This window comes from Halorubrum ezzemoulense DSM 17463, from assembly GCF_002114285.1.
Lineage (GTDB): Archaea > Halobacteriota > Halobacteria > Halobacteriales > Haloferacaceae > Halorubrum > Halorubrum ezzemoulense.
In genome coordinates, this window is the sequence record NZ_NEDJ01000055.1 from 1 (window position 1) to 22,962 (window position 22,962).

General features: G+C 58.8%; 21 protein-coding genes and 2 pseudogenes. 7 read left to right on the forward strand and 16 right to left on the reverse strand.

Annotated features, from left to right (window positions below; genetic code table 11):
* Nucleotides 1-130 precede the first annotated feature (130 nt).
* A pseudogene (locus tag B9H04_RS13395) lies at nt 131-490 on the reverse strand (zinc ribbon domain-containing protein); the annotation flags it as partial.
* A 156-nt stretch (nt 491-646) separates the two neighbouring features.
* Here B9H04_RS13395 and B9H04_RS13400 point away from each other — a divergent pair.
* The gene (locus B9H04_RS13400) at nt 647-1,177 is read left to right on the forward strand and encodes a winged helix-turn-helix domain-containing protein (protein WP_049933140.1); all 531 of its coding nucleotides are present in this window, start codon (nt 647-649) and stop codon (nt 1,175-1,177) included.
* Nucleotides 1,178-1,198: 21 nt separating this feature from the next.
* Here the strand turns inward: B9H04_RS13400 and B9H04_RS13405 are convergent, their stop codons facing one another.
* Nucleotides 1,199-2,419, reverse strand: a complete 1,221-nt coding sequence (locus tag B9H04_RS13405; protein ID WP_049933139.1) for an acyl-CoA dehydrogenase family protein — start codon at nt 2,417-2,419, stop codon at nt 1,199-1,201.
* A 199-nt stretch (nt 2,420-2,618) separates the two neighbouring features.
* On the opposite strand from B9H04_RS13405, the gene B9H04_RS13410 reads away from it, so the two are divergent.
* On the forward strand, nt 2,619-3,686 hold the full coding sequence (locus tag B9H04_RS13410) for a phosphotransferase family protein (RefSeq protein ID WP_049933138.1): 1,068 nt from the start codon (nt 2,619-2,621) through the stop codon (nt 3,684-3,686).
* Nucleotides 3,687-3,715: 29 nt separating this feature from the next.
* Here the strand turns inward: B9H04_RS13410 and B9H04_RS13415 are convergent, their stop codons facing one another.
* From B9H04_RS13415 to B9H04_RS13445, 7 genes are read right to left on the reverse strand one after another with little or no spacing between them, the layout of a single operon-like run.
* Complete coding sequence (locus B9H04_RS13415) at nt 3,716-4,525, reverse strand: SDR family NAD(P)-dependent oxidoreductase (protein ID WP_049933137.1); 810 nt, start codon at nt 4,523-4,525, stop codon at nt 3,716-3,718.
* Nucleotides 4,522-6,171 (reverse strand): long-chain fatty acid--CoA ligase, encoded by a 1,650-nt coding sequence (locus B9H04_RS13420; protein ID WP_049933135.1) that lies wholly within the window; start codon nt 6,169-6,171, stop codon nt 4,522-4,524. Before B9H04_RS13420 ends, B9H04_RS13415 begins: the two co-directional genes overlap by 4 nt.
* Nucleotides 6,164-6,877, reverse strand: coding sequence for an ABC transporter ATP-binding protein (locus B9H04_RS13425; protein ID WP_049933134.1), 714 nt, complete (start codon nt 6,875-6,877; stop codon nt 6,164-6,166). The genes B9H04_RS13420 and B9H04_RS13425 overlap by 8 nt, the downstream gene beginning before the upstream one ends.
* Nucleotides 6,874-7,647 carry an ABC transporter ATP-binding protein gene (locus B9H04_RS13430; RefSeq protein ID WP_049933132.1) on the reverse strand — a complete coding sequence of 258 codons (774 nt, stop codon included), beginning with the start codon at nt 7,645-7,647 and terminating at the stop codon, nt 6,874-6,876. The genes B9H04_RS13425 and B9H04_RS13430 overlap by 4 nt, the downstream gene beginning before the upstream one ends.
* Nucleotides 7,644-8,822 (reverse strand): branched-chain amino acid ABC transporter permease, encoded by a 1,179-nt coding sequence (locus tag B9H04_RS13435; protein ID WP_049933130.1) that lies wholly within the window; start codon nt 8,820-8,822, stop codon nt 7,644-7,646. Before B9H04_RS13435 ends, B9H04_RS13430 begins: the two co-directional genes overlap by 4 nt.
* Nucleotides 8,819-9,712: a branched-chain amino acid ABC transporter permease gene (locus B9H04_RS13440; RefSeq protein ID WP_049933129.1), complete on the reverse strand. Its 894-nt coding sequence runs from the start codon at nt 9,710-9,712 to the stop codon at nt 8,819-8,821. The genes B9H04_RS13435 and B9H04_RS13440 overlap by 4 nt, the downstream gene beginning before the upstream one ends.
* 16 nt (nt 9,713-9,728) lie before the next feature.
* Nucleotides 9,729-11,054 carry an ABC transporter substrate-binding protein gene (locus B9H04_RS13445; protein WP_049933127.1) on the reverse strand — a complete coding sequence of 442 codons (1,326 nt, stop codon included), beginning with the start codon at nt 11,052-11,054 and terminating at the stop codon, nt 9,729-9,731.
* Nucleotides 11,055-11,252: 198 nt separating this feature from the next.
* Between B9H04_RS13445 and B9H04_RS13450 the strand changes: the two genes are divergently transcribed.
* Nucleotides 11,253-12,614 (forward strand): NAD-dependent succinate-semialdehyde dehydrogenase, encoded by a 1,362-nt coding sequence (locus tag B9H04_RS13450; protein ID WP_049933126.1) that lies wholly within the window; start codon nt 11,253-11,255, stop codon nt 12,612-12,614.
* A gap of 93 nt (nt 12,615-12,707) precedes the next feature.
* Here the strand turns inward: B9H04_RS13450 and B9H04_RS13455 are convergent, their stop codons facing one another.
* From B9H04_RS13455 to B9H04_RS13465, 3 genes are all read right to left on the reverse strand, one after another.
* Complete coding sequence (locus B9H04_RS13455) at nt 12,708-14,381, reverse strand: hypothetical protein (protein WP_049933125.1); 1,674 nt, start codon at nt 14,379-14,381, stop codon at nt 12,708-12,710.
* Nucleotides 14,382-14,641: 260 nt separating this feature from the next.
* Nucleotides 14,642-15,532: a DMT family transporter gene (locus B9H04_RS13460; RefSeq protein WP_049933124.1), complete on the reverse strand. Its 891-nt coding sequence runs from the start codon at nt 15,530-15,532 to the stop codon at nt 14,642-14,644.
* A 720-nt stretch (nt 15,533-16,252) separates the two neighbouring features.
* On the reverse strand, nt 16,253-17,605 hold the full coding sequence (locus tag B9H04_RS13465; RefSeq protein WP_049933479.1) for a restriction endonuclease: 1,353 nt from the start codon (nt 17,603-17,605) through the stop codon (nt 16,253-16,255).
* A 116-nt stretch (nt 17,606-17,721) separates the two neighbouring features.
* Between B9H04_RS13465 and B9H04_RS19465 the strand changes: the two genes are divergently transcribed.
* Together B9H04_RS19465 and B9H04_RS13470 are read left to right on the forward strand one after the other, a co-directional pair.
* Nucleotides 17,722-17,847 (forward strand): hypothetical protein, encoded by a 126-nt coding sequence (locus B9H04_RS19465; protein ID WP_255509803.1) that lies wholly within the window; start codon nt 17,722-17,724, stop codon nt 17,845-17,847.
* 172 nt (nt 17,848-18,019) lie between these two features.
* Nucleotides 18,020-18,448 (forward strand): desampylase, encoded by a 429-nt coding sequence (locus tag B9H04_RS13470; protein WP_049933478.1) that lies wholly within the window; start codon nt 18,020-18,022, stop codon nt 18,446-18,448.
* Nucleotides 18,449-18,592: 144 nt separating this feature from the next.
* On the opposite strand, the gene B9H04_RS13475 is transcribed toward B9H04_RS13470, so the two are convergent.
* The 4 genes and pseudogenes from B9H04_RS13475 to B9H04_RS13490 all read right to left on the reverse strand — a co-directional run bounded on the left by B9H04_RS13475 (nt 18,593) and on the right by B9H04_RS13490 (nt 21,974).
* Nucleotides 18,593-18,814, reverse strand: coding sequence for a hypothetical protein (locus B9H04_RS13475; protein ID WP_248648722.1), 222 nt, complete (start codon nt 18,812-18,814; stop codon nt 18,593-18,595).
* 19 nt (nt 18,815-18,833) lie between these two features.
* Nucleotides 18,834-19,583, reverse strand: a pseudogene (locus B9H04_RS13480) (RNA-guided endonuclease InsQ/TnpB family protein); the annotation flags it as partial.
* Nucleotides 19,584-19,589: 6 nt separating this feature from the next.
* On the reverse strand, nt 19,590-20,825 hold the full coding sequence (locus B9H04_RS13485; protein ID WP_049933475.1) for an RNA-guided endonuclease InsQ/TnpB family protein: 1,236 nt from the start codon (nt 20,823-20,825) through the stop codon (nt 19,590-19,592).
* Between the two features lie 492 nt (nt 20,826-21,317).
* Nucleotides 21,318-21,974 (reverse strand): helix-turn-helix domain-containing protein, encoded by a 657-nt coding sequence (locus B9H04_RS13490; protein WP_085682788.1) that lies wholly within the window; start codon nt 21,972-21,974, stop codon nt 21,318-21,320.
* A gap of 211 nt (nt 21,975-22,185) precedes the next feature.
* Between B9H04_RS13490 and B9H04_RS13495 the strand changes: the two genes are divergently transcribed.
* Complete coding sequence (locus B9H04_RS13495; protein WP_049933472.1) at nt 22,186-22,365, forward strand: hypothetical protein; 180 nt, start codon at nt 22,186-22,188, stop codon at nt 22,363-22,365.
* An 87-nt stretch (nt 22,366-22,452) separates the two neighbouring features.
* On the forward strand, nt 22,453-22,962 hold a 510-nt coding region (locus tag B9H04_RS13500; protein WP_139835088.1), incomplete at its 3' end, for a PAS domain-containing protein.

Consider the following 22,962-nt stretch of genomic DNA (forward strand, 5'->3'; position numbering starts at 1 on the left):
GTGTTCTACATTTAAAAAATTATTATTCCATATAAATCTATCAGTCAAACTATAGCTGCTGGGCCGTTTCCTTGCCGATTGACTTCCTCCCACGGCTGAAGCCGTGGGATTCCTCCGGTGGGGATGTTGGCTATGCCGAACCCACGGAAGCAAGTTTCCCGTCGTCTGGGCTCCGGTTTGTGCGCTCCTCGTTGCGACTTGCCCTCTCGGGAGAGTGTGATACTCCCGACCAGTTGTGGTCGTCCCACCTGAGACGCACGGGCCGAACTATCGACCCAGCTTCAATTTCGTCAGCCTGTTGTTCGAGGAAGGTGCGAGACGCGCACAGGTCTGCGTGGGCTTCGTGACTACACGGACACCGGAATACGTCACCTCCCCGGTCGGTGTCGTCCTGTTCACCATACGCCGGGCAGGTCCGGATTGTATCGGCTTCTGACCGCATCTCGACGGTGATACCGTATTCCCCGGCTGTGTGTGACAGGCGTTCGATTGAGATTGATGGCGCAAAGGCCGAGCTCGATTCCTAAGGACTCCTAGAGGGCGTCAGCACGGAGCAATCCCTAGAGAACGCACCGGTCCTGTGACGGAACCTAGCCGCGCGCAGTCCAAATACTGATTAGCATGACGATTCCACATATACGGAAGAATGCCCGAGAAGCAGACGGATCCCGACTGGAATATCTCCGAGCGGGACACGCTTATTCTACGGGAGCTTGCGCGCGACCCACAACTCACCTCCCGTAGCCTCCGAGACCTCCTCGAAGAAAAGCACGGCATTGACGTCTCCCATGTGACCGTTAGCGAGTCAATCCGGCGAATGCGGAAAGACGGCGTGTTCCGCGAAGCACTTGTTCCAAACGAGGAGAATCTCTTCTTTTCGTTGTTCGAGTTCCAATTTAACCCAGAAGGGTTCGAAGAGAATTGGCGAGAAGCACTCGAACACGTCCGATCAAGCCGCCATACCTTCATGTACTTCCTCTCGGATGGCGATTACCAGTGGAAGACGATCATGATGTTCGAAGATCGCGAACAGGAGTCAAAGTGGATCCACGATTTCTACAAGGAGTACGGAGAACTCATAAATAATCTTCGTAATTCCGTCGTGACGAACGTCCTCAAGTTCGGGACCGACCCGGAGTTGTTCGAGGTGTTCCAAGAAGACAACGGGGAGGAATGACGACCAACGCTCGTTGTCAAGTCAGTCGAATTCACCGAACCGAGTGACAGGCGCTAACTCCTCAGTGGGTGGATCCTCAAAGGCATCACGCGCGATCGACCGCCGGTGGACCTCATCGGCCCCATCAACGATCCGGAACTGCCGGACGTTCTCGTGGAACCGGGCAATCGGCAGGTCGTAGGCGATCCCGTTACCGCCACAGAATTGGAGGGCGTCGTCAATCGCCTCCTGGGCCACGTTCGCTGCGAAGGTCTTAGCCATCGCCACCTCGATGCGCGCTTCGTGACCATCAGCGATCCGTCTGGCGGCGTGGCGCACCATCGTCCGGGCGGCGTGAAGCTCGGTGCGGCGATCAGCGATTCGGAACCGTGGCCCCTGTTTCTCCGAGAGCGGTTCACCGAACCCTTCCCGTTCAGAGAGATAGGCGGTCGCAATGTCGAGCGCACGGTCGGCCATCCCGCCGTATCGCATACAGTGAGTAAGTCGAGCCGGACCAAGCCGCTGTTGTACGAGCTTGAATCCCTCATTCTCTTCGCCGAGCGTATTCTCAACCGGCACTCGAACGTTGTCAAACCGGATTTCGGCGTGTGTTGTTCCGACTAAGTCTTCGCCAAGGTGCGGGATATTCCGAACGATTTCAACGCCGTCAGTGTCAGCGGGCACCAAGATAACCGAACAGCCGGCGTATGGATGTGCCTCCTGGTCAGTACGGGCGAAGGTCAACAACAGGTTGGCCTCAAGACCACCAGTTGTCCACCACTTGTGCCCGTTGATGACCCACTCATCGCCGTCCTTCTCCGCAGTTGTTCCCAGCATCTTCGGATCCGATCCCCCGCCCTGCATCGGCTCGGTCATCGCGAACCCGGAGTCAATCTCGCCAGCCGCAAGCAGACGGAGCCAGCGCTCCTTCTGGTCGTCAGTGGCCGCGATCTCGAGGGTATGCATGTTCCCTTCATCCGGTGCCGCACACCGAAGCGCGGTTGGGCCGAGTAGGCTTCGCCCCGCCTCCTCGAACACAGGGAGCATCTCACGGAATCCGAGACCAAGTCCGCCGTACGCTTCGTCGACTTGCGGAGCGTAAATCTCTCTGTCGCGTGCGGCGTCACGCAACGCTTCGATTTCAGCTGGTGGGACCGGTCCCCTACCAAGCCACTCGCGCTCGACAGGAAGCACCGTTTCCTCAATAAATTCCCTGACGGCGTCGGCGACCTCGGGTCCACGTCCGATATCGTTGTACTCCATACCAGATATTGATTAGCAATGTAAATAGTGGTTCCGGCTATTACCCCAAAAAGCTATAATAAGCGAAGCTGATCTCCAAGTCAGCGAGAAATTAATTTACAATGTTAGTCGAATATCCCGTTACCAATAAATCCGTTCGCTTGGAGAACAGGCCAACGCAGTCATCGCTCGCCACGCATCGAATGGGGGTAGAACGGTCGTGACTGATACTAGCTATCTTGACCGGCTGGTTGACGATGACGCGCTCAGTGAGTACCTTACCGAGGAGTTCGGGGAGGTGGATACGTTCGACGTTGAGCGACACGCAGAGGGGCACTCAAATGAAACGCTGTTCGTCACGTGGGGCGACCACGAACTGGTGATCCGACGACCGCCGCCCGGTAAGACGGCTGACACCGCCCATGACGTACTCCGCGAACACCATGTCGTCGACGCACTTTCCGGCACCGGCGTTCCGGTACCCCGGACGTTGCGCGCTTGCGACGACCCCTCAGTGCTCGGAAGCGACTTTTATCTCATGGAGCGTGCCGACGGCAGCGTATTGCGAGACGCCGAAGCAAGTCGGTTTGCCAATCCCGACGCACGCAAGCAGATCGGAACCGAACTTATCGACACGCTTGCGGCTATCCACGTCGTTGATTACGAGGCAGTTGGACTTGCCGAATTCGGTCGCCCAGAGGGATACACAACTCGACAAGTCGAGCGGTGGACGGAGCAACTTGAGTGGGCCTTTGGGACAACGGAGTCTGTCAGAGAAGTTCCTGACCTCGTGGCTGTCGGTGAGTGGCTCGCCGACAATGTCCCAGATGACCATCCAGAGACGCTCGTCCACGGAGATTTCAAACTCGACAATGTGATGTATGGGCCAGGGACACCGCCAGAGGTCGTTGCTGTGTTCGACTGGGAACTGTCGACGCTCGGTGACCCACTTGCCGATCTCGGATGGCTGCTGTTGTTCTGGTACGATGAGGGTGACCCAGACCCGGCGATGCCAGATTTAATGTCGACGTTCACAGCTCGCGAAGGGTACCCGACTCGCTCGGAGGTAATCAATCACTATGAGACAGCAACGGGACGTGAGTTCGTTCACGAGCGGTTCTACCGCGCACTCGCAGCGTACAAGATGGCTGGGCTCGGCGAGATGTTTCTCGCGAGGCACCTAAATGACGATAGCGACGACCCACTGTATCCAAAGATGGAAACACAGGTTCCCGAGCTCGCGTCGCGGACACTCGCGTACATCAACGGAGAGACGGAGCGGCTGTAGTCCCCATTGACCATTGTCACCCAGCCGTCTCACCGTGCGGTCCAGCCACCGTCCGCAGCGAGTGTTTCGCCGGTAATGAAACTCGCTGCGTCGCTTGCGAGGAAGACGACGGGGCCGGCAATCTCCATGGGGTCGGCAAACCGGTCAAGCGGTGTCCGGTTGAGGATCGACTTTCGAAGCCGTTCGTTCTCCTGTAGCGTTTCAGTGAGGTCGGTTGCGACGTAGCCGGGGGCAACCGCGTTGACCCGCACATCTGGTGCCCAGTCCATCGCTACGCTCTTTGTCAATCCTACGAGGCCGTGTTTCGACGCGACATATGGATGCTGTTTCGGCAGGCCAACCTCTCCCGCAACGCTCGCGACATTGACGACACTGCCACCTGCTTCCCGGAGATGGGGGCCGGCAGCTCGGAGCGTTCGAAACGATCCTCGCAGGTTCACGTCGAGAACACTATCGACCGCAGCGGACTCAATTTCAGTCGGGTCACCAAGCGCGTCTCCAGGGTTGAACCCGGCGTTGTTGACGAGGATATCGAGCGAATCAAACGCTTCCACCGTCTCTTCAAACAGCGTTTCGACGTCATCACCATCGGTCACATCGGCGGTGATGCCGCGGGCTTCGACACCTAGATCGCGGGCTTGGTCGGCAACAGCCTCAACCTCAGTAGCTGTCCGCGCCGAGGGGACGACCGTGGCTCCCGCAGCAGCCATCCCGAGAGTTATGCTGCGTCCGATGCCGCGCCCGCCACCAGTGACAACAGCAACCTGGCCCGAAAGGTCTGGAAGGACATCCACTGGTGCCATGTCAGCTCCGGCCGCGGTTGTATCATCAGTGGTCATTGGCCACCCCCATCGCCAGGCGCATACGGGAGTTCCGGCTCCTCGATGGTTTCTCGAAGCGTCTTCTTATCGAATTTCCCGGTCGCAGTTTTCGGAATCTCCTCACGGATCTGGACGTCGTCTGGAAGCCACCAGCGTGGGAACTCCTCTTGGAGGAACGTCCGGACAGACTCTACGTCAATCTCACAGCCCGCTTTCGGAACGACAAACGCCAACGGCCGCTCCTGCCAGCGTTCATGTGGCGCCGCAATGACGACCGCCTCGGCAATGTCACTGTGTGCCATCAAGGCGTTCTCCAGTTCGATGCTGGAGATCCATTCACCGCCGGACTTGATGACATCCTTTGCCCGGTCAACAACTTCGATGTAGCCGTCTTCGTCGACGGTGGCGATGTCCCCAGTGCGGAGCCATCGGCTCCCGCCGTCATCTGCTTCGACGAAGTCCGTCTCGTTGGCCTCCGGTCGGTTGTAGTACTCCCCAACAACAGTTGGACCGCGAACAAGCAGCTCACCGAACGCCTCGCCGTCCCATGCGACTGACTCGCCGTCATCCCCGACAACTTGCATCTCGAGGCCGGGTGAGAGTAACCCCTGCTTCGCTCGTTTGTCGAGAGCCGCTTCGCGGCCGTCGGTGGCAGTCCCGGATGTCGGCCGGGAAACTGAGCCGATACTCATCGTTTCGGTCATCCCCCACGCGTGTTCGATCGTCACCTCATATTCGTCTTCGTAGCGTCGCATCACCTCCCGTGGGGCAGCACTGCCGCCAACGATGATACGCTCAAGCGAGGAGAGGTCACCGCCGTGCTCATCTAGGTGATCAAGGACATCGATCCAGACTGTCGGGACCCCCGCAGTGAGCGTCACCTCCTCAGACTCAATCAGATTGACGAGGTCAGCGGGATCTGGAGACGGCCCTGGGTAGACCTGCTTTGCGCCGGCCATCGTCACAGCATATGGGAACTCCCAAGAGTTCACGTGGAACATGGGGACGACCGGCATCACAACGTCGTCCTCAGCGACGTTGAGCGCAGCGGGCGTCATCACCATCATAGCATGGGCGTAGAGCATCTTGTGGGTGTACTCAACACCCTTCGGCTTCCCTGTCGTCCCAGAGGTGTAACACATCCCGGCTGGATCGTCTTCCGAGAGCGGTGGCCACGACGCTATGGGATCTGTGTCCGCGATCAAGTCTTCGAAGGCCGACAGCGGCAAGTCTGCCTCGGTCTTCGGCACCGTGTCATCCATGACGACGACCTCGCGTACCCCCTCGATACGGTCCCACAGGCGATCGAGGATCGCCACGGCATCACGGTCAACAATCAGTACGTCGTCGGCGGCATCGTTGACGATGTACTCGACGTTGTCGTCCTGTAACAGGAGATTTACCGTATGGAGCTGCGCGCCAGAGAGCGGAACCGCATAATACGCCTCGAGATGTCGGTGGGTATTCCATCCAAGCGTCCCGACTCGATCGCCGGACGTGACACCGAGATCGGCCAGCGCGGCCGCAAGCCGCCGGACACGATCGCCAAAGTCGGCGTAGGTGTAGCGATCGATCCCATCGTGGGTGCGTGAGACGACCTCAGTCTCGGGGAAGAGCCGAGTGGCCCGCCAGAAGAACGGACGGAGTGTAAGCTCCTCAGGCATCGGCAGTCCCCACAGAGAGGTACGTCTCAAGCAGGTCCTCTCGGTCCCGAATCTCATCGACCGTCCCATCGAAAACAATCTCTCCAGTATCCATGATATATCCCCGTTCGGCAAGTTCGAACGCGAAGTCGACGTTCTGCTCAGTCAATAGGACAGTCACGTTCTGTTCAACAACAGTCTGGACGATTTCTTTAAGATCGTCAACGATCACCGGCGCGAGCCCCTCCGTCGGTTCATCAAGCAGCAACACATCTGGTGACTGGACAAGCGCGCGAGCGACCGAGACCATCTGCTGTTCGCCGCCACTGAGGTTCCGTCCGTTGCTATCACGGAGATTGTCAAGCGCAGGGAACAACTCATACATCTCTTCAACCGGCCGCGGATCGCTTGCTAGGTTATGTGCCAAGCGAAGGTTCTCTTGGACGGTCAAAGTGGGGAACACCCGGCGATCTTCCGGCACGAGCGAGATTCCCAGTCCATTAATCGCATCAGATGAGAGTCCCGTAATCTCCTCGCCACGATACGTAACAGAGCCGGACCGTGGGGGAGACGCACCAATGATCGAGCGCATGGTGGTCGTTTTCCCTGCGCCGTTGCGTCCGAGTAGTGTCACTACCTCGCCTTCGTCGATCTCTAGCGAAACCCCGTGAAGGACGTGGCTGTTCCCGTAGTACGTGTCGATTTTGTCGACTGTGAGTATCGTCATACGCTATCACTTCCGAGGTATGCTTCGGTTACCCGTTCATCCGCCAGCACGTCTTGTGGTGTCCCGTCTGCGAGGATCGCTCCCTCGGCAAGCACGACAATTCGATCAGAGATGTCAGTGACGACATCCATGTTATGTTCAGTTACCACGAATGTTGCGTCGAGGTCCGCATCGAGTTCCCGGATCAACGAGACAATCTCCGTGACTTCAGTCGGATTCATGCCTGCGGTGGGCTCGTCCATCAGGAAGACGTTCGGCTCGATAGCGAGCGCCAAGGCGATCTCGACGGTCCGTTTTTCGCCGTGACTCAACGTGTCGCAGGGTGTATCTGCGATGTCTGTGAGCCCAGTGAGCTCCAGTATCTCCTCGATGTCGGCCTCAACGGACTCATCACCAGTTGCCCGCGAGCGGAAGTCAAGTCGGGTCCCTTCGTGGCTGATCCGAGCCACACGGACATTTTCGCGGACAGTGAGCCCTTCAAAAATATTCGTTATCTGGTACGACCGCGAGAGTCCTGCCTGCGCAACTTCGTGCGGCTCCGCATCGGTAACGTCAGTAAGTTCGTTTTGATCGCCGCTTCGAAGCCAGATAGATCCGCCCGTTGGCTGGAGCACACCAGTAAGGAGATTATAGAATGTCGTCTTTCCAGCTCCATTTGGTCCGATGATACTGGTAATTTTGTCGTCGTCGATCTCGATAGAGACGTTATCGACGGCGGTCAGTTCTCCGAACTGTTTGCGGAGATCGTCTGTCTTGAGGACGGTTGTCACGTGTCATCACCTCTGTCAGTCGCCATGTTATCGTTGCCCGGTTCGTCCTCGTGATCTGACGCAGCCGAGGCCTGTTCACCGGGGTCAACGGTATTCTCTCGTCCACCAGGGTCACTGTCGTCGTTATTGCCGAGCACTCGATCGCGGAGCAGCAAGAGGCCACCAACAGCACCCTGCTTGAAGAACAGCACAACTGCGATGAGCAACGCGCCGAAGAACAGCTCCCAGTAGGCCTCCAGAGCCGGGAAGCGACTAATCGCCCACCGGATGTACAGGAAGATAAATGCGCCCACGAACGGGCCGTAAAAGTAGGTCGCACCGCCGATGACGGTAGCGATAACGGCGATTGCGCTCGTCGACCAGTGGGTCAGTCCTGGAGAGGCAACGCTGGCGAGCCCCGCGCGAAGGACACCTGCAATTCCGACGACTGCTGCCGAAATTATGAACGTCATCCAGCGGTGGTGGCTCGCATCGATCCCGAGCGCGGCCGCCCGGTCAGGACTCTCTCGGATCGCCTTACAGATGGTCCCAAACGGTGAGTTGACGATGCGCCATACTCCGTACGTTGCCGCGACCACGGTAATGGTCGAGATTACGTAGTAGATCCGCCTGCCACCAATCCGAAGGCTTGTACCGCCGAGGTCTACAGTCCCGAGGAGAACAATGACCCCGTCAGTACCGTTTGTCAGTCCCGCCGGATCTTGGATGATGAGCGAGTAGCCCAACATCCCAAACGCAAGGGTGATCAGAGCAAAGTAGATCTCCTGTAACCTGACACTGAGCCATCCGACAGGCACAGCGACGATGATAACGAGTACGAGGCCGACAACGCCACCAATCATGAACGTGACGAGCGGCGAAATTCCGGTACCGACAATATCAGCGATCATCGGTCCTAGGTCTCGCAATACAATTGCGATCCCGTACGCGCCACCCGCGTAGAACAGGCCGTGGCCAAACGACAGCAGACCGGTGTACCCGTACAACAGGTTGAACCCGAGCGCGAACAGCGAAACTACGAGGAAGTCGGTGAACAGGTAGACTTGGAACGGCGGCGCAAAGGTGATCAAGATTAATGCGAGGGCTCCAAGGACGCCAAACCGCTCACGGGTCCAGCCCTCGGCGACAGCGGATCTAAACCGGCTAACCCGACTGCTGGTGTCGGTCGCGCTCATTCGCCGATCCCCCCGAAGAGTCCCTCAGGACGGATCAGCAACACGATCACCATCGCAAGGAATGGAATCGCGATGCTGCCGGCACTGATAAACTGCGGGCCGAGACTCTGCATCATGCCGATGAGCATCGCACCGACGAACGCGCCGCTCATTGAGCCGAGGCCGCCGATGACCACGACGATAAACGCGTCAATGATCACCTGATCACCGAGGGCTGGGCTGGTCGACTGGAGCGGTGCGGAGAGCGCTCCACCAAGGCCAGCCAGCACGCTACCGAGGAAGAAGACCCCAGTGTAGAGCCGCGGCACGTCGACACCGAGCATGGCTGCCATCTCACGATCTGAGGAGGTCCCTCGGACCAGCGATCCAAAGTACGTCCGCGTGATGAACAGCCACAGTCCGATGAGCACCGCGACAGCCAAGCCAATGACGACCAGCCGGTACGCGTTGAACGTACTCCCGCCGAACGTCACAGAGAAGTTGAACACGTCTGGCGGATCGATCGAGTACGATCCCGACCCCCAGATGAACCGGACTGTCTCGTGAATGACGAGTACGAAACCAAACGTGACTATCAGCTGGTCAAGGTCAGAGTCGACACGGTCATACAGCCGCCGGATCGCAGAGAATTCGATCACGGCACCAACGATACCAACGGCTAAAGCGCCCACCACAGCGGCGATCCAGAAGTTGTCAATGACGTTCGAGACCACCGCTAGGGTGACGTACGCACCGAGCATGTAGAACCCGCCGTGTGCGAAGTTGAGCACACCGAGTACGCCGAAGATGAGACTCAGCCCAACCGCAATTAAAAAGAGGCGACTCCCGAGGCTGAGCCCGATGACAACGTCAGAGATACCGATCAGTGGAACGAGTGATGTGAGACTCATAAAAACGGCAAGAGGGTTAGATACCCGTCGGCAGGTCAGAGTCGCCGAGTGCTTCCGACAGCACGTCGGGACCCGCCTCGTATCGGTTCACCGGGTCGAGGACGTTACTTTCCCACTCATCGTCATATGTGACGGTGCCCCAGACTGACGCGACCGTCGCTTGGTTTGTCTCGCTGAACTGGTACTCACCGACTGGGCCCGAGTGCTCCATGCCGGTGAATTCGTCGACGAGCGCGCTGGCCTCTGTGCTACCGGCTGATTCGATCGCGTCTTTGTACAGATAGAGCGCGCGGTATGCTCCCTCGGCATTGTACGTTGGGAGCGTGCCGTACTCCTCGTAGTACGCCTCACGGAACGAGTTGTTCGTCTCTGAGTCAGGGACGAACGGATCATACCGGGTGGATGCGTACTCTCCCTCCGGGAGGGGGCTGCCGTCGCTGGGGTAGTCCGTCCCCATCCCGACACTGAACAGCGTGTGGTCGATCTGGTCGAACCAGCCGGCGTCCTCAGCCTGCCCGATGAACGTTGTGAGGTCAGCCCCCCACAGTGGGGTGAGTACCGCGTCAGGGTCGGCGTCGAGGATGGAGCTAATAAATGGCGTGTAGTCACTCGTCGCCAGCGCCGGGAACTGCTCGGCCGTGAACTCAGCCTCGACACCGAGTCCGTCACAATAGGCCTGGAAGTAATCCCACGTCTCGTACCCGAAGGCGTAGTCTGGCCCAATAGTGGCCCATTCGGTGGCATCGAGTTCCTCGGCAACACGCGCTGCGCCGTACACGTCTTGTGCGAGACTGTTGGAATCGCGGAACACGTACTCGTTCCCAACGGAGTCTTCATGTTCACCCTGCGGCGAGGTGACGAACGGGGTTGCCGCGTGCGTGATCATGAACGGGACCTGAAGTTGGGAGATTTGTGGCGCAACTGCCTGCGCAACGCCACTCGAGTCGAGCCCAAACAGTCCGTCGACGTTGTCCTCTTGGACAAGACTACGGATCTGCTGGATTGCCGTGTCTCCGCTTGCTTCGGTGTCACGGACAATCACATCGACCTCCCGCCCGTCGATACCGCCGTTGTCATTGATCCGCGACTGCGCAAACTCAATTCCCCGTTCTGCCTCTTCGCCGTACAACGAGGCGAACCCTGAGAGGATGTATGCGGCACCGAGCGTTACGGGCCCACTGTCGCCACCACCGCCTGAACAGCCGGCGAGTGCGACCGCCGTCCCCGCACCGGTCGCCTGTAGGAACCGTCGCCGCCCAATCGGCGATTGACTTGCTGAACTCGTCGGTGTCTCCCCAGTCTGCTTTTCTTTGTTTTCGTCATCCCCAATTTCGGTTTCCATTGTTAACAATCGTCCGTGAGTGTCGCTCACTACATAAATGTGTAGGTCCATGACACACCATCCCTTTATCTCGGTTCTGTGTTCCGCTAAACACCCCAGTACAGAATTAGATCGTCAGTTCTGAGTGCCGGGCCGGTTACCTGAGCAGCTATCAAACGTGACCAATGTTAATGTACCTGTGTTGCGTTCCCAGATCGCATGGATGTAGTGAATCCAGCAACGGGGGCTCGTGTTGAGACATACGACGATCACGATGAAGACGACGTTGAAGCGGCCTTAGACCGGTCAGAACAAGCATTCAAAGACTGGCAGACCCGCCCGCTTCGGGAGCGAGAGCAACTTCTGGCGAACGCGGCAGAGGTACTCAGAGAGAACAAACAGGAGTACGCCGAGACGATGACGCGGGAGATGGGTAAACCGATCTCACAGGCGGTTGGCGAGGTTGAAAAGTGCGCGTGGGTCTGTGAGCATTACGCGGAACACGCAAGTGCGTATCTCGAAGCCGACCACCATCCGAGTCCTCCGGGGTCAGAAGTGAAAACCGAACACGAACCGCTCGGAACTGTCTTAGCGGTGATGCCGTGGAATTTCCCACTCTGGCAGGTGTTCCGCTTTGCCGCACCGTACCTCACCGCTGGAAACGTGGGGATTCTCAAGCACGCGTCGAATGTACCTGGGTGCGCGCTCGCAATCGAGGAAGTGTTCCAGAAGGCCGGGTATCCTGATGACGTCTTCCAGTCGCTGCTGATTCCATCGGATCTCGTAGATAATCTCCTGACGGACAGTCGGGTTCGGGCCGCAACGCTGACAGGAAGTGGTCCAGCTGGACGTGCGGTAGCCGCGAACGCCGGTGACCAACTCAAAAAGACCGTCCTCGAACTTGGAGGGAGCGACCCATTCGTTGTCCTCGACGATGCGGACCTATCGGCTGCGGCTGAGACAGGCGCTTGGGCGCGGAATCTAAACGGTGGTCAATCGTGTATTGCCGCGAAACGGTTCATCGTCCACACGGACGTATACGATGAATTCCTTGGCTCACTGACCGACGAGATGGATTCGCTCGTTGTGGGAGACCCCACAAACGAGGAGACCGATATCGGGCCACAGGCCCGAGAAGATCTTATGGAAACTCTTCATGAACAGGTCACCGCAAGCGTCGAGGCTGGAGCGACGCTCGTGACTGGCGGTGAGCCTCTCGACAGAGAAGGAGCCTTCTACCCGCCGACCATCTTGACTGATCCCCCGGAAGGGTGTCCCGTCGACACGGAGGAGACATTCGGCCCAGTAGCTACGGTTTACGAGGTTGACGACGAGGAGTCGGCGATCACCAAGGCTAATGACACACCGTTTGGACTCGGAGCCAGCGTTTGGACGCAGGACCGCGACCGCGGTGAACGTGTGGCAAGCCGTATCGACGCGGGCTGCGTGTACGTGAATCAGTTGGTGAAGTCCGACCCACGGGTTCCGTTTGGCGGTGTCAAGGACTCAGGCTATGGCCGGGAACTCTCCGAGGCTGGGATCAAGGAGTTTGTCAATCGCAAAACCGTTTGGATCGAATAACATCGGACAAGTTGGGTAGCGGCTTTTAAACGGGCCTTCGTCAGGTGGACAGCATGCCGAACTCAATAGCGCCCACATTACCGAGCCATTTCCCTAACTGCCGAGGGCTTGAGCGGTCGCGTTCTCTGTACCAACGGAGGTGTTCGTGGGTGTCCGTATTTCGAGCGATTCGTCGTCGTACACTCTCATGGTCTCAATTACAGTACCGTTCTCGGCAACTCGTTGGACGATAACCGTCGGCGTCTCCGTAGGCGTCACTGGGTCTGTTTCGGTAGGATTCTCGACCGGTGTCTCGCCAGCGAGGAACTGCGAGATCGCGTCAGTCTCTTCGAACGAATCGACGTTCCCGGACCGTGCGTCTACAAACGCGACGTACGCGATCCCGCTGTTATCTTCGGGGACGACGCGCACTTGCCAATACTCTCGATCGTCGATGACTGTGAGAATGGGTTCGGCTGGCGAAAAGCGGTCCCAGTCTGTCTGTGGTGCTGATTGCCGCACGAGATCTGCTGCTCGCTGTGGGCCGAACAGCGAGTCAGTTGGGATGTAGCGTTCGAAGGTTCCGGTTTGGCCGTCGATTGTCCACAACTCTTGGAGACCCTGTGCGTCGCCGTACGGTTCGACAGCAACAACGTACTGCGGCCCCGACTCAGAGAGAATGAAGAACGGCTGGTCGTTTCCGTCTCCGGGAAGCGGCGCGATCTCGATTTCATCTTCGTGGCTCGTATAGGTGTTGAGGATTCCATTTCGGTACTTCGTTGCCGCGACCGATTGAAGCGCCAGTTTCTCTGGATACAGTTGCTGAGTGTCAAGAATTGGGCTAGCCGCAGCCTCAGAGGGAGAGAGCATGTCGATCGAACCGCTTGGATCAATGACGGCGACGCCTCCCCACTGTGGTGTCGAGTGTGGTAACGGCGTCAAGTGGAATGTGGGCTCAGTGTATGGGACGGTGATGTATTGAGTCTCATTGTGGATGACCATCTTCGGATCACCGTAGTCCACGAGATATGCCTGCGATTTGAGGAGCTTCCAGCGGTAGTTCCGATAAAAGATCGTTCCGACGCCAGTTTCGAGCTCGCCGTCTACGGACCGTACATTCGCCTGCTGAGTTGTCATATCGACAAGGACAGTTCCAGCTTGACGCTTTGTGATCGTGTTAAATAGGCCATCCGGAGCGAGCGGAGCAGCCCAGTAGGGAGTCCCATTCACCACGCTGATATCGGTCTCCCCGACGCGGTACTGCGGCCGGTTGAGTGTGTTCGATGCGTACCGTTCGGCGACCGCTCGCGTGACAATTCGGGGATTGTCGGCGTCAACATCGTCGAGTTGCTCAACAGTAGCCGTCTGGCTCATTGTTTGGTCGCTTAATGTGACGCCAGCGACCGCGTTAGCGACGGGCATCAGCGCGAACGCAGCGATCACGACGACGACTACACCGACACGAAGTGGGGTAATCGTGTGGTCGCTGCTGGAGAGCGTGTTGATGACGGTCTCAACGCGGTCGCCCGCACGTACGGTAACCCACGCCGCGATACTACCAGCAATGATGCCAAGCAACAGTAGCGGCGTCGTATACACCGTGTAGATGAGGCCATGGAGCCACGGCCGGAAGAACCAGCCGACGGCAACAGCAAGAATCCCAACAATGCCAAGCGGAATCCACGGTGGCGCCGACTGGTCTTGATCCGAGTCATCTGATGGCCAGTCGGCCAGATCGGTATCGAAGGGTTGTTCGTCTGAATCATCGGATGGAGGGCGTTCTGACATTCGTATGGGGCGTGAAATTATGATCTTGAACCTTGTATGTATGAGTTGCGAACCAACCCGCAAATTAGGTAGTAACTTCGCCGAATTACGAATTGACACAAATTCTACCAATAAGTAAGATCTTATCCTCGCTTGGGAGGGAGGCGATCCACTCAAAATCGGCTCGTGAGATGATCCTTTGATCGTGTACCGCACTTGCCAACCACTGGGACCCCAGCGAAGTGTTCGGAAGGTCTCCCGAAGTCACCAATCACGCACCACTATGTTCTACGCAATGTCCGCCACTTCGCGGCGACGAACCCTGCCACGATGAACCCGAACCCGGCGACGGTCGCCGGCGTCACTTCCTGCCCAAGCACGAGCCAGCCGGCCAGCGCTGCGAACACGGGGATGACGTACTCAATGAAGCTCATCTCGATGGGTCCGAGGTCGTCGAGTAACGTGAAATAAAGCAAGAAGCCGCCGACGCCAGCAACGGCAGAAAGGTACGCAAGTGCGGCGAGTGCGGACGGGGTCCACGTGGCGGCCGCGAACGATTGACCAGGGACTGCGATCACGGCGGCGTGGAGCACGACGGCGCCAATAGCCATCATCCACGCCTGCGTCGAGAGGAACGGCATCGACGGCGACCTGCTGTGCGTGACGACCGCGGCGACGGCGAACGCAAGTGCGGACGCAAGCACGAGCGACACTCCGAAGACGCTGTCCGCGAGATTCGCGGGGTCGGGATCAGCGATAACGACGACGCCAACGAATCCAAGCACGACGCCGAGTGCGGTGGCAGCGGTAAACTCTTCCTCAGTAGAGACGAGCCGCGTGAGCGCAGGTGTCACCACGGGGACGAGACCCAACAGAACGGCCGCGACACCGCCCGTGACGTACCGCTGGCCCGCGAAGAGGAATGCGTGGTGCGCACCGATTGTGAGCGCGCCACCGACGAGCACGTAGACGTAGTCGTCCCGAGTATGGGGACGGATATCCGCATCGGAGGCAACCACAGCGACAAACAACAGTGCGGCAGCGATGTCGAAACGCACGGCCGCAAACGGCACCGCAGGGAGATCAGCCAGGCCGACGTCCGTCGCCATGAACGCGGTGCCCCAGACGGCACACAGAAGCAAGAATCGGCCGGCCGTCCCGTAGCGACTCATTCACGAGGAGGTCGCCGCCAACAGCGAAATATCCGTCGGACCGCGCCAACTCTCGAGTGACCCGATGCGCCTAGCGACGGCGTCGACTGCGAAGTAGATGTAGACAAACAGACCTCCACGCTGGGTTAGCGCCCATCAGGGCTTCTGGGGTGATATAAATACCACCAGTCTAGGTGATCAGCAAGCCCGTTCAGATGACCCCGCCGTTGACATCCTCCTCCGCGTAAACGCGGAGGAATCCTGAGCGTTGGAGATTTCAGGTTTACAGTTCCACCGAACTCCGACACGGTGAGAATCCGTGTGGGGTTCACGGACTGTGACGGGTGGGACTGCTGGGAGTGCCAAGCCCCCGGTACTCCTATCCTCTATCGTGTTCGGACTCCCGGAGTTGTTTTTGCCTCGGGGAGTCCGGCAGACTTCGCTGGACTTGGAGTTACTTTCTGTGGTGCGTACAGCAGTCGGGCACTGTATCGGTTCATTATAAGAACCGACCGCTCACCCAACTGGTTCCGATTACTGTCTCATTGCTTGGGGCGGACAGACCGCCATCGTAGGACTAACGGGAGTCGCTCTGTTCCCAGTCTGATTCCTATCTATACGTGGGATTGCCTGTCCCTTTAAGATGCGGATTGCCAAATCTCAGTGTGGCTATTGTAGTGTAGATTGACTCCGAGTTGTCGGATTCATCCTGCGGCTGAAGCCGCAGGTATTCTCCTTGATCTATATAACGAGCAGTCCAATGATGAGCAGCAGCGCCGCGACCACGCTGCCGCCCGCCAGTAACGGGTTCTCCATCGCCTTCTCGTGAAGTGGCATCTCGGCGTATTCCTCGCGGAACGTCTCGAGATTCTGTTCGCCGTAGAAGTACTTCGGCTTCAACGCGAACCGTTCGGTCACCGCACAGCCCGTACAGACCGGCTCACCTTCCACCCGTTCGGTCTTGATGTGGCTGCGGCAGGCGATCGCCCCGCAGTTCGGACAGTAGGTGTAGGTCTCGTCGATACCGCTCGTCTCGCAGTGGACGCACCGATGAATCCCGTCCTCCAAGGTGACCCGTGAAGGGCCAGCAGCATAGTATTCGTACGGATACGAATACTCTTGCAGCTCGGTCGTCTGCCGAACCTCAGGGAGATACACCGGCTCGATCGATTGCACAGAGATATCCGAGAGATTCGGCCTACACGTCTTGTTGTAGGTGACGTTGTTGTCGCCGGTATAGGTCACCGTCGTCGTGTGATAGTCCTGAAGCCGGTCAACAGCCCACTCCTTGTACTCTGTTTGGGTCTGCCCAAATCGGCGCTCCTCGACGTCGTCGAATACCTCGGTTAACTGTCCAATATCGAGGGGGACCGCCGCGTGGAAGTTCTCGATGACTAGCGTCGCGACGTCGTCGTCGGCCACCTTCGGATGTCCACGGTCAGCGTGGACGACGAACTGTGTGCGATCGTTGATCCGGTGGATGACGCCTACCGATGTCTCGAAGACAGCGTTCGTGTCCGCGGTGACCGCAACCACCGGGCGGAACGTCACCGTCGAATGTGGCTCCGGAAGGTCGGCGGCCTCGATGTTCTCGATGTCACGGAACCTCTCCTTGACAGGGGCGTCGACATCTGTTGTCGGATCGTGGGGACGTAGCGTCTCGTCACAGAGAATCTCAATGCGACCGTTATAGAGATCAAGCCCGATCTCGTCGGCGATCTCCCGGAGAGCCTCGCCGTCGAGCAACTCGATTGGGTGGGGGTCGTCGTTCTGTTGGAGTCGGTTTGTGTACTCCTGAGCAGGGTCCGTGAACCGGCCAGTCGTGACGACCATTCCGCGTTTGGGGCCGTCAAAGTCAAACGTCGCGATCGCCGAGTGGAGCTTCTGGACGACTGGCCGCCCGACCGTCCCCGTGTGCTTACACTCGACAACGATTGCTCTCCGTGTTCCGTCGACGACTTCCTCCATCAGGACATCTCGGCCCTCGTCAGCTGTCTTCTCAGCTTGGCGGACGTTCTCGTAGCCGAGGTTGCGGAAGACATCTTCTATCAGGTCCTCGAACTCGAACCCCGAGAGGTCGTCCAGTATAGCCATCCGACTGTGATTAGACAGTATCTTGTTATAACGCCTCTGTACGCGCACAGTCAGCAGAATCTCACCGTGATCCAAGCCGCACTCGCCTACGACGAGGCCAGCCACCAGCTCGCGGTATGAACAGGGACGACGGTGCCGGCGAGTTCGATCCGATCTGTCTCCCGGCGCTTCAGTGTATTCGTGACTGCTGGCTCGAACCCGAATCGCTCGTCGGCGACGACTACGAGATTATCACGTTCTAAACGGTTCGGCGCGCTCACCCGACACAACGCTGACTCGGAGACGGCGTCAACTCCGCGAACAGCACCCCTATTTTTGCGTACGTCACGTCCTCAATGACCGCCGGTTCTCCTGACTCGCCTCCCCTCTTGCCGGTCGGAACGGACTTATCCGGACATCAGGCTATCTCAGGGTATGATCAAACTCACGCGGGCAGCGTACGATGACATCGTGTATCGGGCGTACAAAGGCGGCGAGGCAGAGATCTGTGGCGTGCTCGCTGGCGAACACGGCACTGACGGTGACAAGAGCGTCGTCACAGGGACGTACGCTGCTGAGAACGTCGCGGAAACACCAGAGATCCGCTACCTGATCGACCCCGAAGAGCAGCTTGAGCTGATTGAGACCGTTGAGGAGGCGGGTCTTGACGTGGTCGGGTTCTACCACTCGCACCCGACCGGACCGACGCACCCGAGCGAGACGGACGCCGCACAGGCCACGTGGCCGGACCACTCGTATGTCATTTGCGCACTCGACGGCTACCCCTTCGTCGGCTCGTGGCGGTGGCGCGACAACGAGGAGGCGTTCGAACAGGAGACCGTCTCGATCCGAAGCGAGCGCTGAACGAACCCCGCAGACGGCGAGTATTCTCACAGCACTCGGCACGCGGTCGCTCAACGGGAAACGGCGAGACCGGCGCTACGAACCATCCTCGTCTCGGAAACTCCCCGGTTCGCGTCGCCCCAAACCGGGTCGGAGGGAAGCCTCTTACTCGATCGCTTCGATCTCCGGTTCGGCGTCGCCACCAGCGTCGATCGCGCAGGATGCCGTGTACTCCACGTCGTGGACGGACTCGATGGCCGGATCATCGCCGCAGACCGGGCAGTCGTCCTGCTTGGGGATCTCGACCTTGTCGAACTCCATGTCGAGGGCGTCGGAGAACAGCATCGACCCGTCGAGGGTCTCGCCTTTGCCGATAAGGTGTGTCAACTACCCCACCCTACTTCGCTCATTCTGAGGGGTTCGCTCGTGGAGAGTGGGGCTTGTCCATGAACTCGGCCTCGAACCCATCCGGGTAGGCGGTGAATCCGCCACTCGGCGTCACTGTTCCAGACTTTAGGGCATGCTGACTATTGCCCGTCCAGCGAGACGACTGTTGGCCCCGACGGACATACCACATCCAGGTGTTCTTCGCCGCGTTGTAGTCCGCGTTCGCTTCCGACTCGCACTTCACGCACCGGAAATCGGTGCGGGTCGCGCGATTCTCCTCAGCTGTGAAGCCACACTCGGCGCACCGCTGTGACGTGTACGGTGACCCGACTTGCTTCACTGAGATACCTTTCGCTTCGGATTTATACGCCACTTTCTCGTACAGCGCTCGGAACGCCCGCTTGTGACCCCACAACGCACCTGTGCGATCGCGGATGTGGGTTAGGTTCTCGAAGGCTATCACGTCGGACTCATATCGGAGGGCTTCGTCCACGATAGCGTTCGACGCTCGGTGAAGTACGTCACGCACGTAGCGAAATTCCCGGCCACTCGACTGTTCGAGCGCCCGATGGGCGCTTCGCGTCCAGGTCTGTTGGAGTCCGGCGCGTACTTTCTCGAACTCGCGGAAGTCGTGAGTCAACTCCCGCCCGCTGAAGAAGAAGGCGGTGCTGGTGACAGCGAGGTTTTGGATACCGAGGTCAACCCCGAGGACCGTCCCGTCCTCGGCGGTGTTCCGCTCCGTACTGTTCTTCTCCCGACGGAAACCGATAGTGAACTACCCCACCCTACCGCTCGGGCTGACGCCCTCGCGCTTGAGGGTGGAGCTTCCTGTTTTCACGACGCGCTTTGCATCCACAACCGAGGACACAGGGAGCGCAGTCTCCACAGGCGTTAATTCGGAGCGTCCCGCTCCTAACCGCTTCTTCACACCGCGAGAAAGAATATTCAACGCCGCGTTCGCGTCTCTGTCAGCCTCAAACCCACACGCCGGGCAGGAGTGTTCGCGCACCCACAACGGTTTCTCGGTCGAAACGCCGCAGGACGCACACTCTTTCGTCGTTCCGCGCGGATTCACAGCAACAAAGTACGTTTCTTCGCGTTCGCACTTGTATTTGAGCATCCGCAGGAATGTTCCCCACGCCGCACCTGCCCGGTTCCGCGAGTTGCCCGGTAGTTCGACCAACCCCTTTGCGTCCAAGTCCTCGACCGCCACGAAGTCGTACTCCCGAGCGTAGTAGTTCGAGAGCTTGTGAAGGAAGTCGCGGCGCTTGTTCTTCAACTCGGCGTGGCGTTCTGCCACGACCCGACGCTGTTTCTCCCAATTGTCTGACCCGTGCTGTTTCCGCGAGAGGTCGTGCTGTGCGCGTTCCAAACGCTCGCGTTCGTCGGAGAGGTCAAGGGATTCGACGGCGGTTCCGTCCGTGTCGTGGGCGTACTTGAGAATCCCCACGTCGATGCCGACGCAGTTCTCGGGATTCTCCGGCTTCTCCGGCGGGTCGTCGGGCGTCTCGATGCCGAGAATGGCGTACCACTTCCCGGTAGGTTCTTGCTTGACCGTGACGGTCTTAATGTCGGCGTCGTCGGGGAGGTCGCGGTGGAAGGTGAGCGGGATTTCTCCGAGTTTTGAGAGCCACAGTCGCGTCCGACCGCCCGTGTTCTTGAGCTTGAAGCCGGATTGACTGTAGGTGAAACTGCGGTACTCGCCCGGTGCCTTCCACTTGAGCGTCCCGACGCGGTAGCCGTTCTCTTTGCGCCCTCGTAGTGTCGAGAGGTTGTCGTACAGCCGTTGCACGACCTTCTGTAGTACCTTCGAGTGAACGCCTTTCAGGTCGCTCCACCACTTCTTGAGACTCGGCAGGAGCTTCTGCTCGGAGTATGCCGAGGTGTCGTCGTTCCGATTCAGGCGGTGGAGGAAGTGGTTGTAGACTTGTCTACAGGTATCGAGAGTCCACGCTAACTGTTCTTCGAGAGCGTCGGACGGTCGGAGTCGATACCTGTAGTTGTAGTTCACGAGCGTTCTTCGATGAGTTCGTCAAGTTGTCCGCGAACGAACGACGAGAGGTTAAGATGGTTCTCCTCGACCCACTCGGCTTGGTCTTCGCGGATGGTGATGTTCTTCCGCCTCACTACATACGCATTATGCGTGTTTGTGCGCATAGTTGTTTCGATTGCGTGGGCCTGTGGGCCGAGCGTCGAACGTGTTTGAGAACCGTGCGGCGCTGTATCCCCTCCCTACTCACTCGCTTCGCTCGTTCGTTGAGGAAGGGGCCTTAGCGCCTCAATTCAGGTAATTTTCGAGCATAATGTGAGGATTCTCCGGCTTCACATCTTTCGCATCGGCGATTCCTTCGATGATTTTCTCAACTACCGTCTTGTCCGTACCGTCACTTGTCTCTCACGTGTCAGAGACCCGTCTAATTCGCAGTTTTCAGTGACCGGCTGTTTCGGACAAAACGTATCTGAAGAATAGAACTTCAACAGAGCCTCACCGCCAGAACCGCGGCTACTCGTCCGGTTCGTCGACCAGCAGCGTGTTCAGTACCAGCGTGGAGATACCGCGCCGGAGGCGTTCGGTGACGGCCTGATCGGAGATGCCGAACGAGTCCGCGAGCTCCTGGGTGGAGATCTGCCGCGGGAGCGAGTAGTAGCCGGCCTCGACGGCGGCCGCGAGGGTCTCGCGCTGCGGAGGCGTCATCCCGTACCACGGACCGGCGTCCGGCTTCGTGGGGTTGTAGATGCGCTCGATCGAGACGTCGATGTCCTCGTCGAGGTAGAACTCTTGAAACGACGAGAGCGCCTCGTGGCTCGGGAACCTGAGTTCGAGCCCCCACGTGTCGGCGGTTCCGGTCGCACCCAGCAGGACCGCGTCCAAGTCGAGGATCCGGCGGAGCAGCGAGGCTTCCGAGGGGTCCCAGTTCAGCGCGTACAGCGTCTCGTCCTCGTGGGTGTCGACGAGCTGGATGTCGTTGACCGAGGGGTGTTCGCGGACGGAGCGCTCGAACGTCTCGCGGACTTCGTTCTGGATCCGAACAAACGGCGTGGGTTTCCCGCCCAGCGGCACCATCGTTTCCAGCGTGAGCTGCGTCGGCTCTTCGATCCGGAGGATCCGTCCCAATTCGAATTCGACAGATGGAATAGTCAACTCAACGATAACGCTCATCAGATACAGCACTGTTCTGTCGCAAACGCGTTAAAAACTCGGTAGAAACCTTCTACTGGAGCGCGATTCACCTTGGTGTACCATGTGTTTCGGTAGTATTATCCGTTTAGGAGACCTATCAATAATCGTAGAAACAGACGACTGCGGTCTCTGTTTGCGCGGCGGTGAGTTTCGCGACAGCATCGTATCGCAGTCGAGTGTACGTTTCATCATGACAACTGGCGACTCATCCGAAGACGACATATCGAGTACAGAGGAGTTCGAGGTCGCCCTCGGTCGGGTGCTCTGCGACGCCCTCGAGAACGGCGTCGATCCCCGCGGAACGTGGGAGTATCGGACCGAGGGCACGGGGTCCGACATGGAAGTCCTGGTGGTCGAACTGGCAGACTGACGCCCGCGGCCTCGCCGCTTGGTTCTGGTATAAGTACCTTGGTAAGCCAGTCCGAAGAGACTGGTAACCGGAGCGTAATCCCCTCGTGTGACAGACGATCCCGACCCCGCGACGAACGCCCTTGATCCTCCGACGAACGCCTCTGAGTCGGGAGACCCCGTGGCCCGTCGCCTCCTCGAAGGCGTCTCCACGCACGCAATCTTCATGTTGAACGCCGACGGGAACATCGTCGCGTGGCCGGCGCCGGCGACGGCGCTCTACGGACACGACGCGACGGCGGTCCTTGACCGACACGTCCGGATGCTGTTCGCCGACGACGAGGGCGAGGCGGACTCCGACTCACTTCCCGGGGACTTCTTCGCGGAGCCGAGAGAGGAATCGGTAGAGTTCGAACACTGGCACCGGCGCGCGGACGGCTCCGTCTTCTGGGGCACCCTGACGCTGTCGCCGCTGCGGAACGGCGAGTTCCGCGGGTACGCGGCGATCAGCCGGGACACGACGACTGCGAAGGAGTACGAGCGGATGTTAGAGCGGCAGAACGACCGCCTCAAGGAGTTCACCGATATTCTCGCGCACGACCTTCGGAACCCGCTGAAC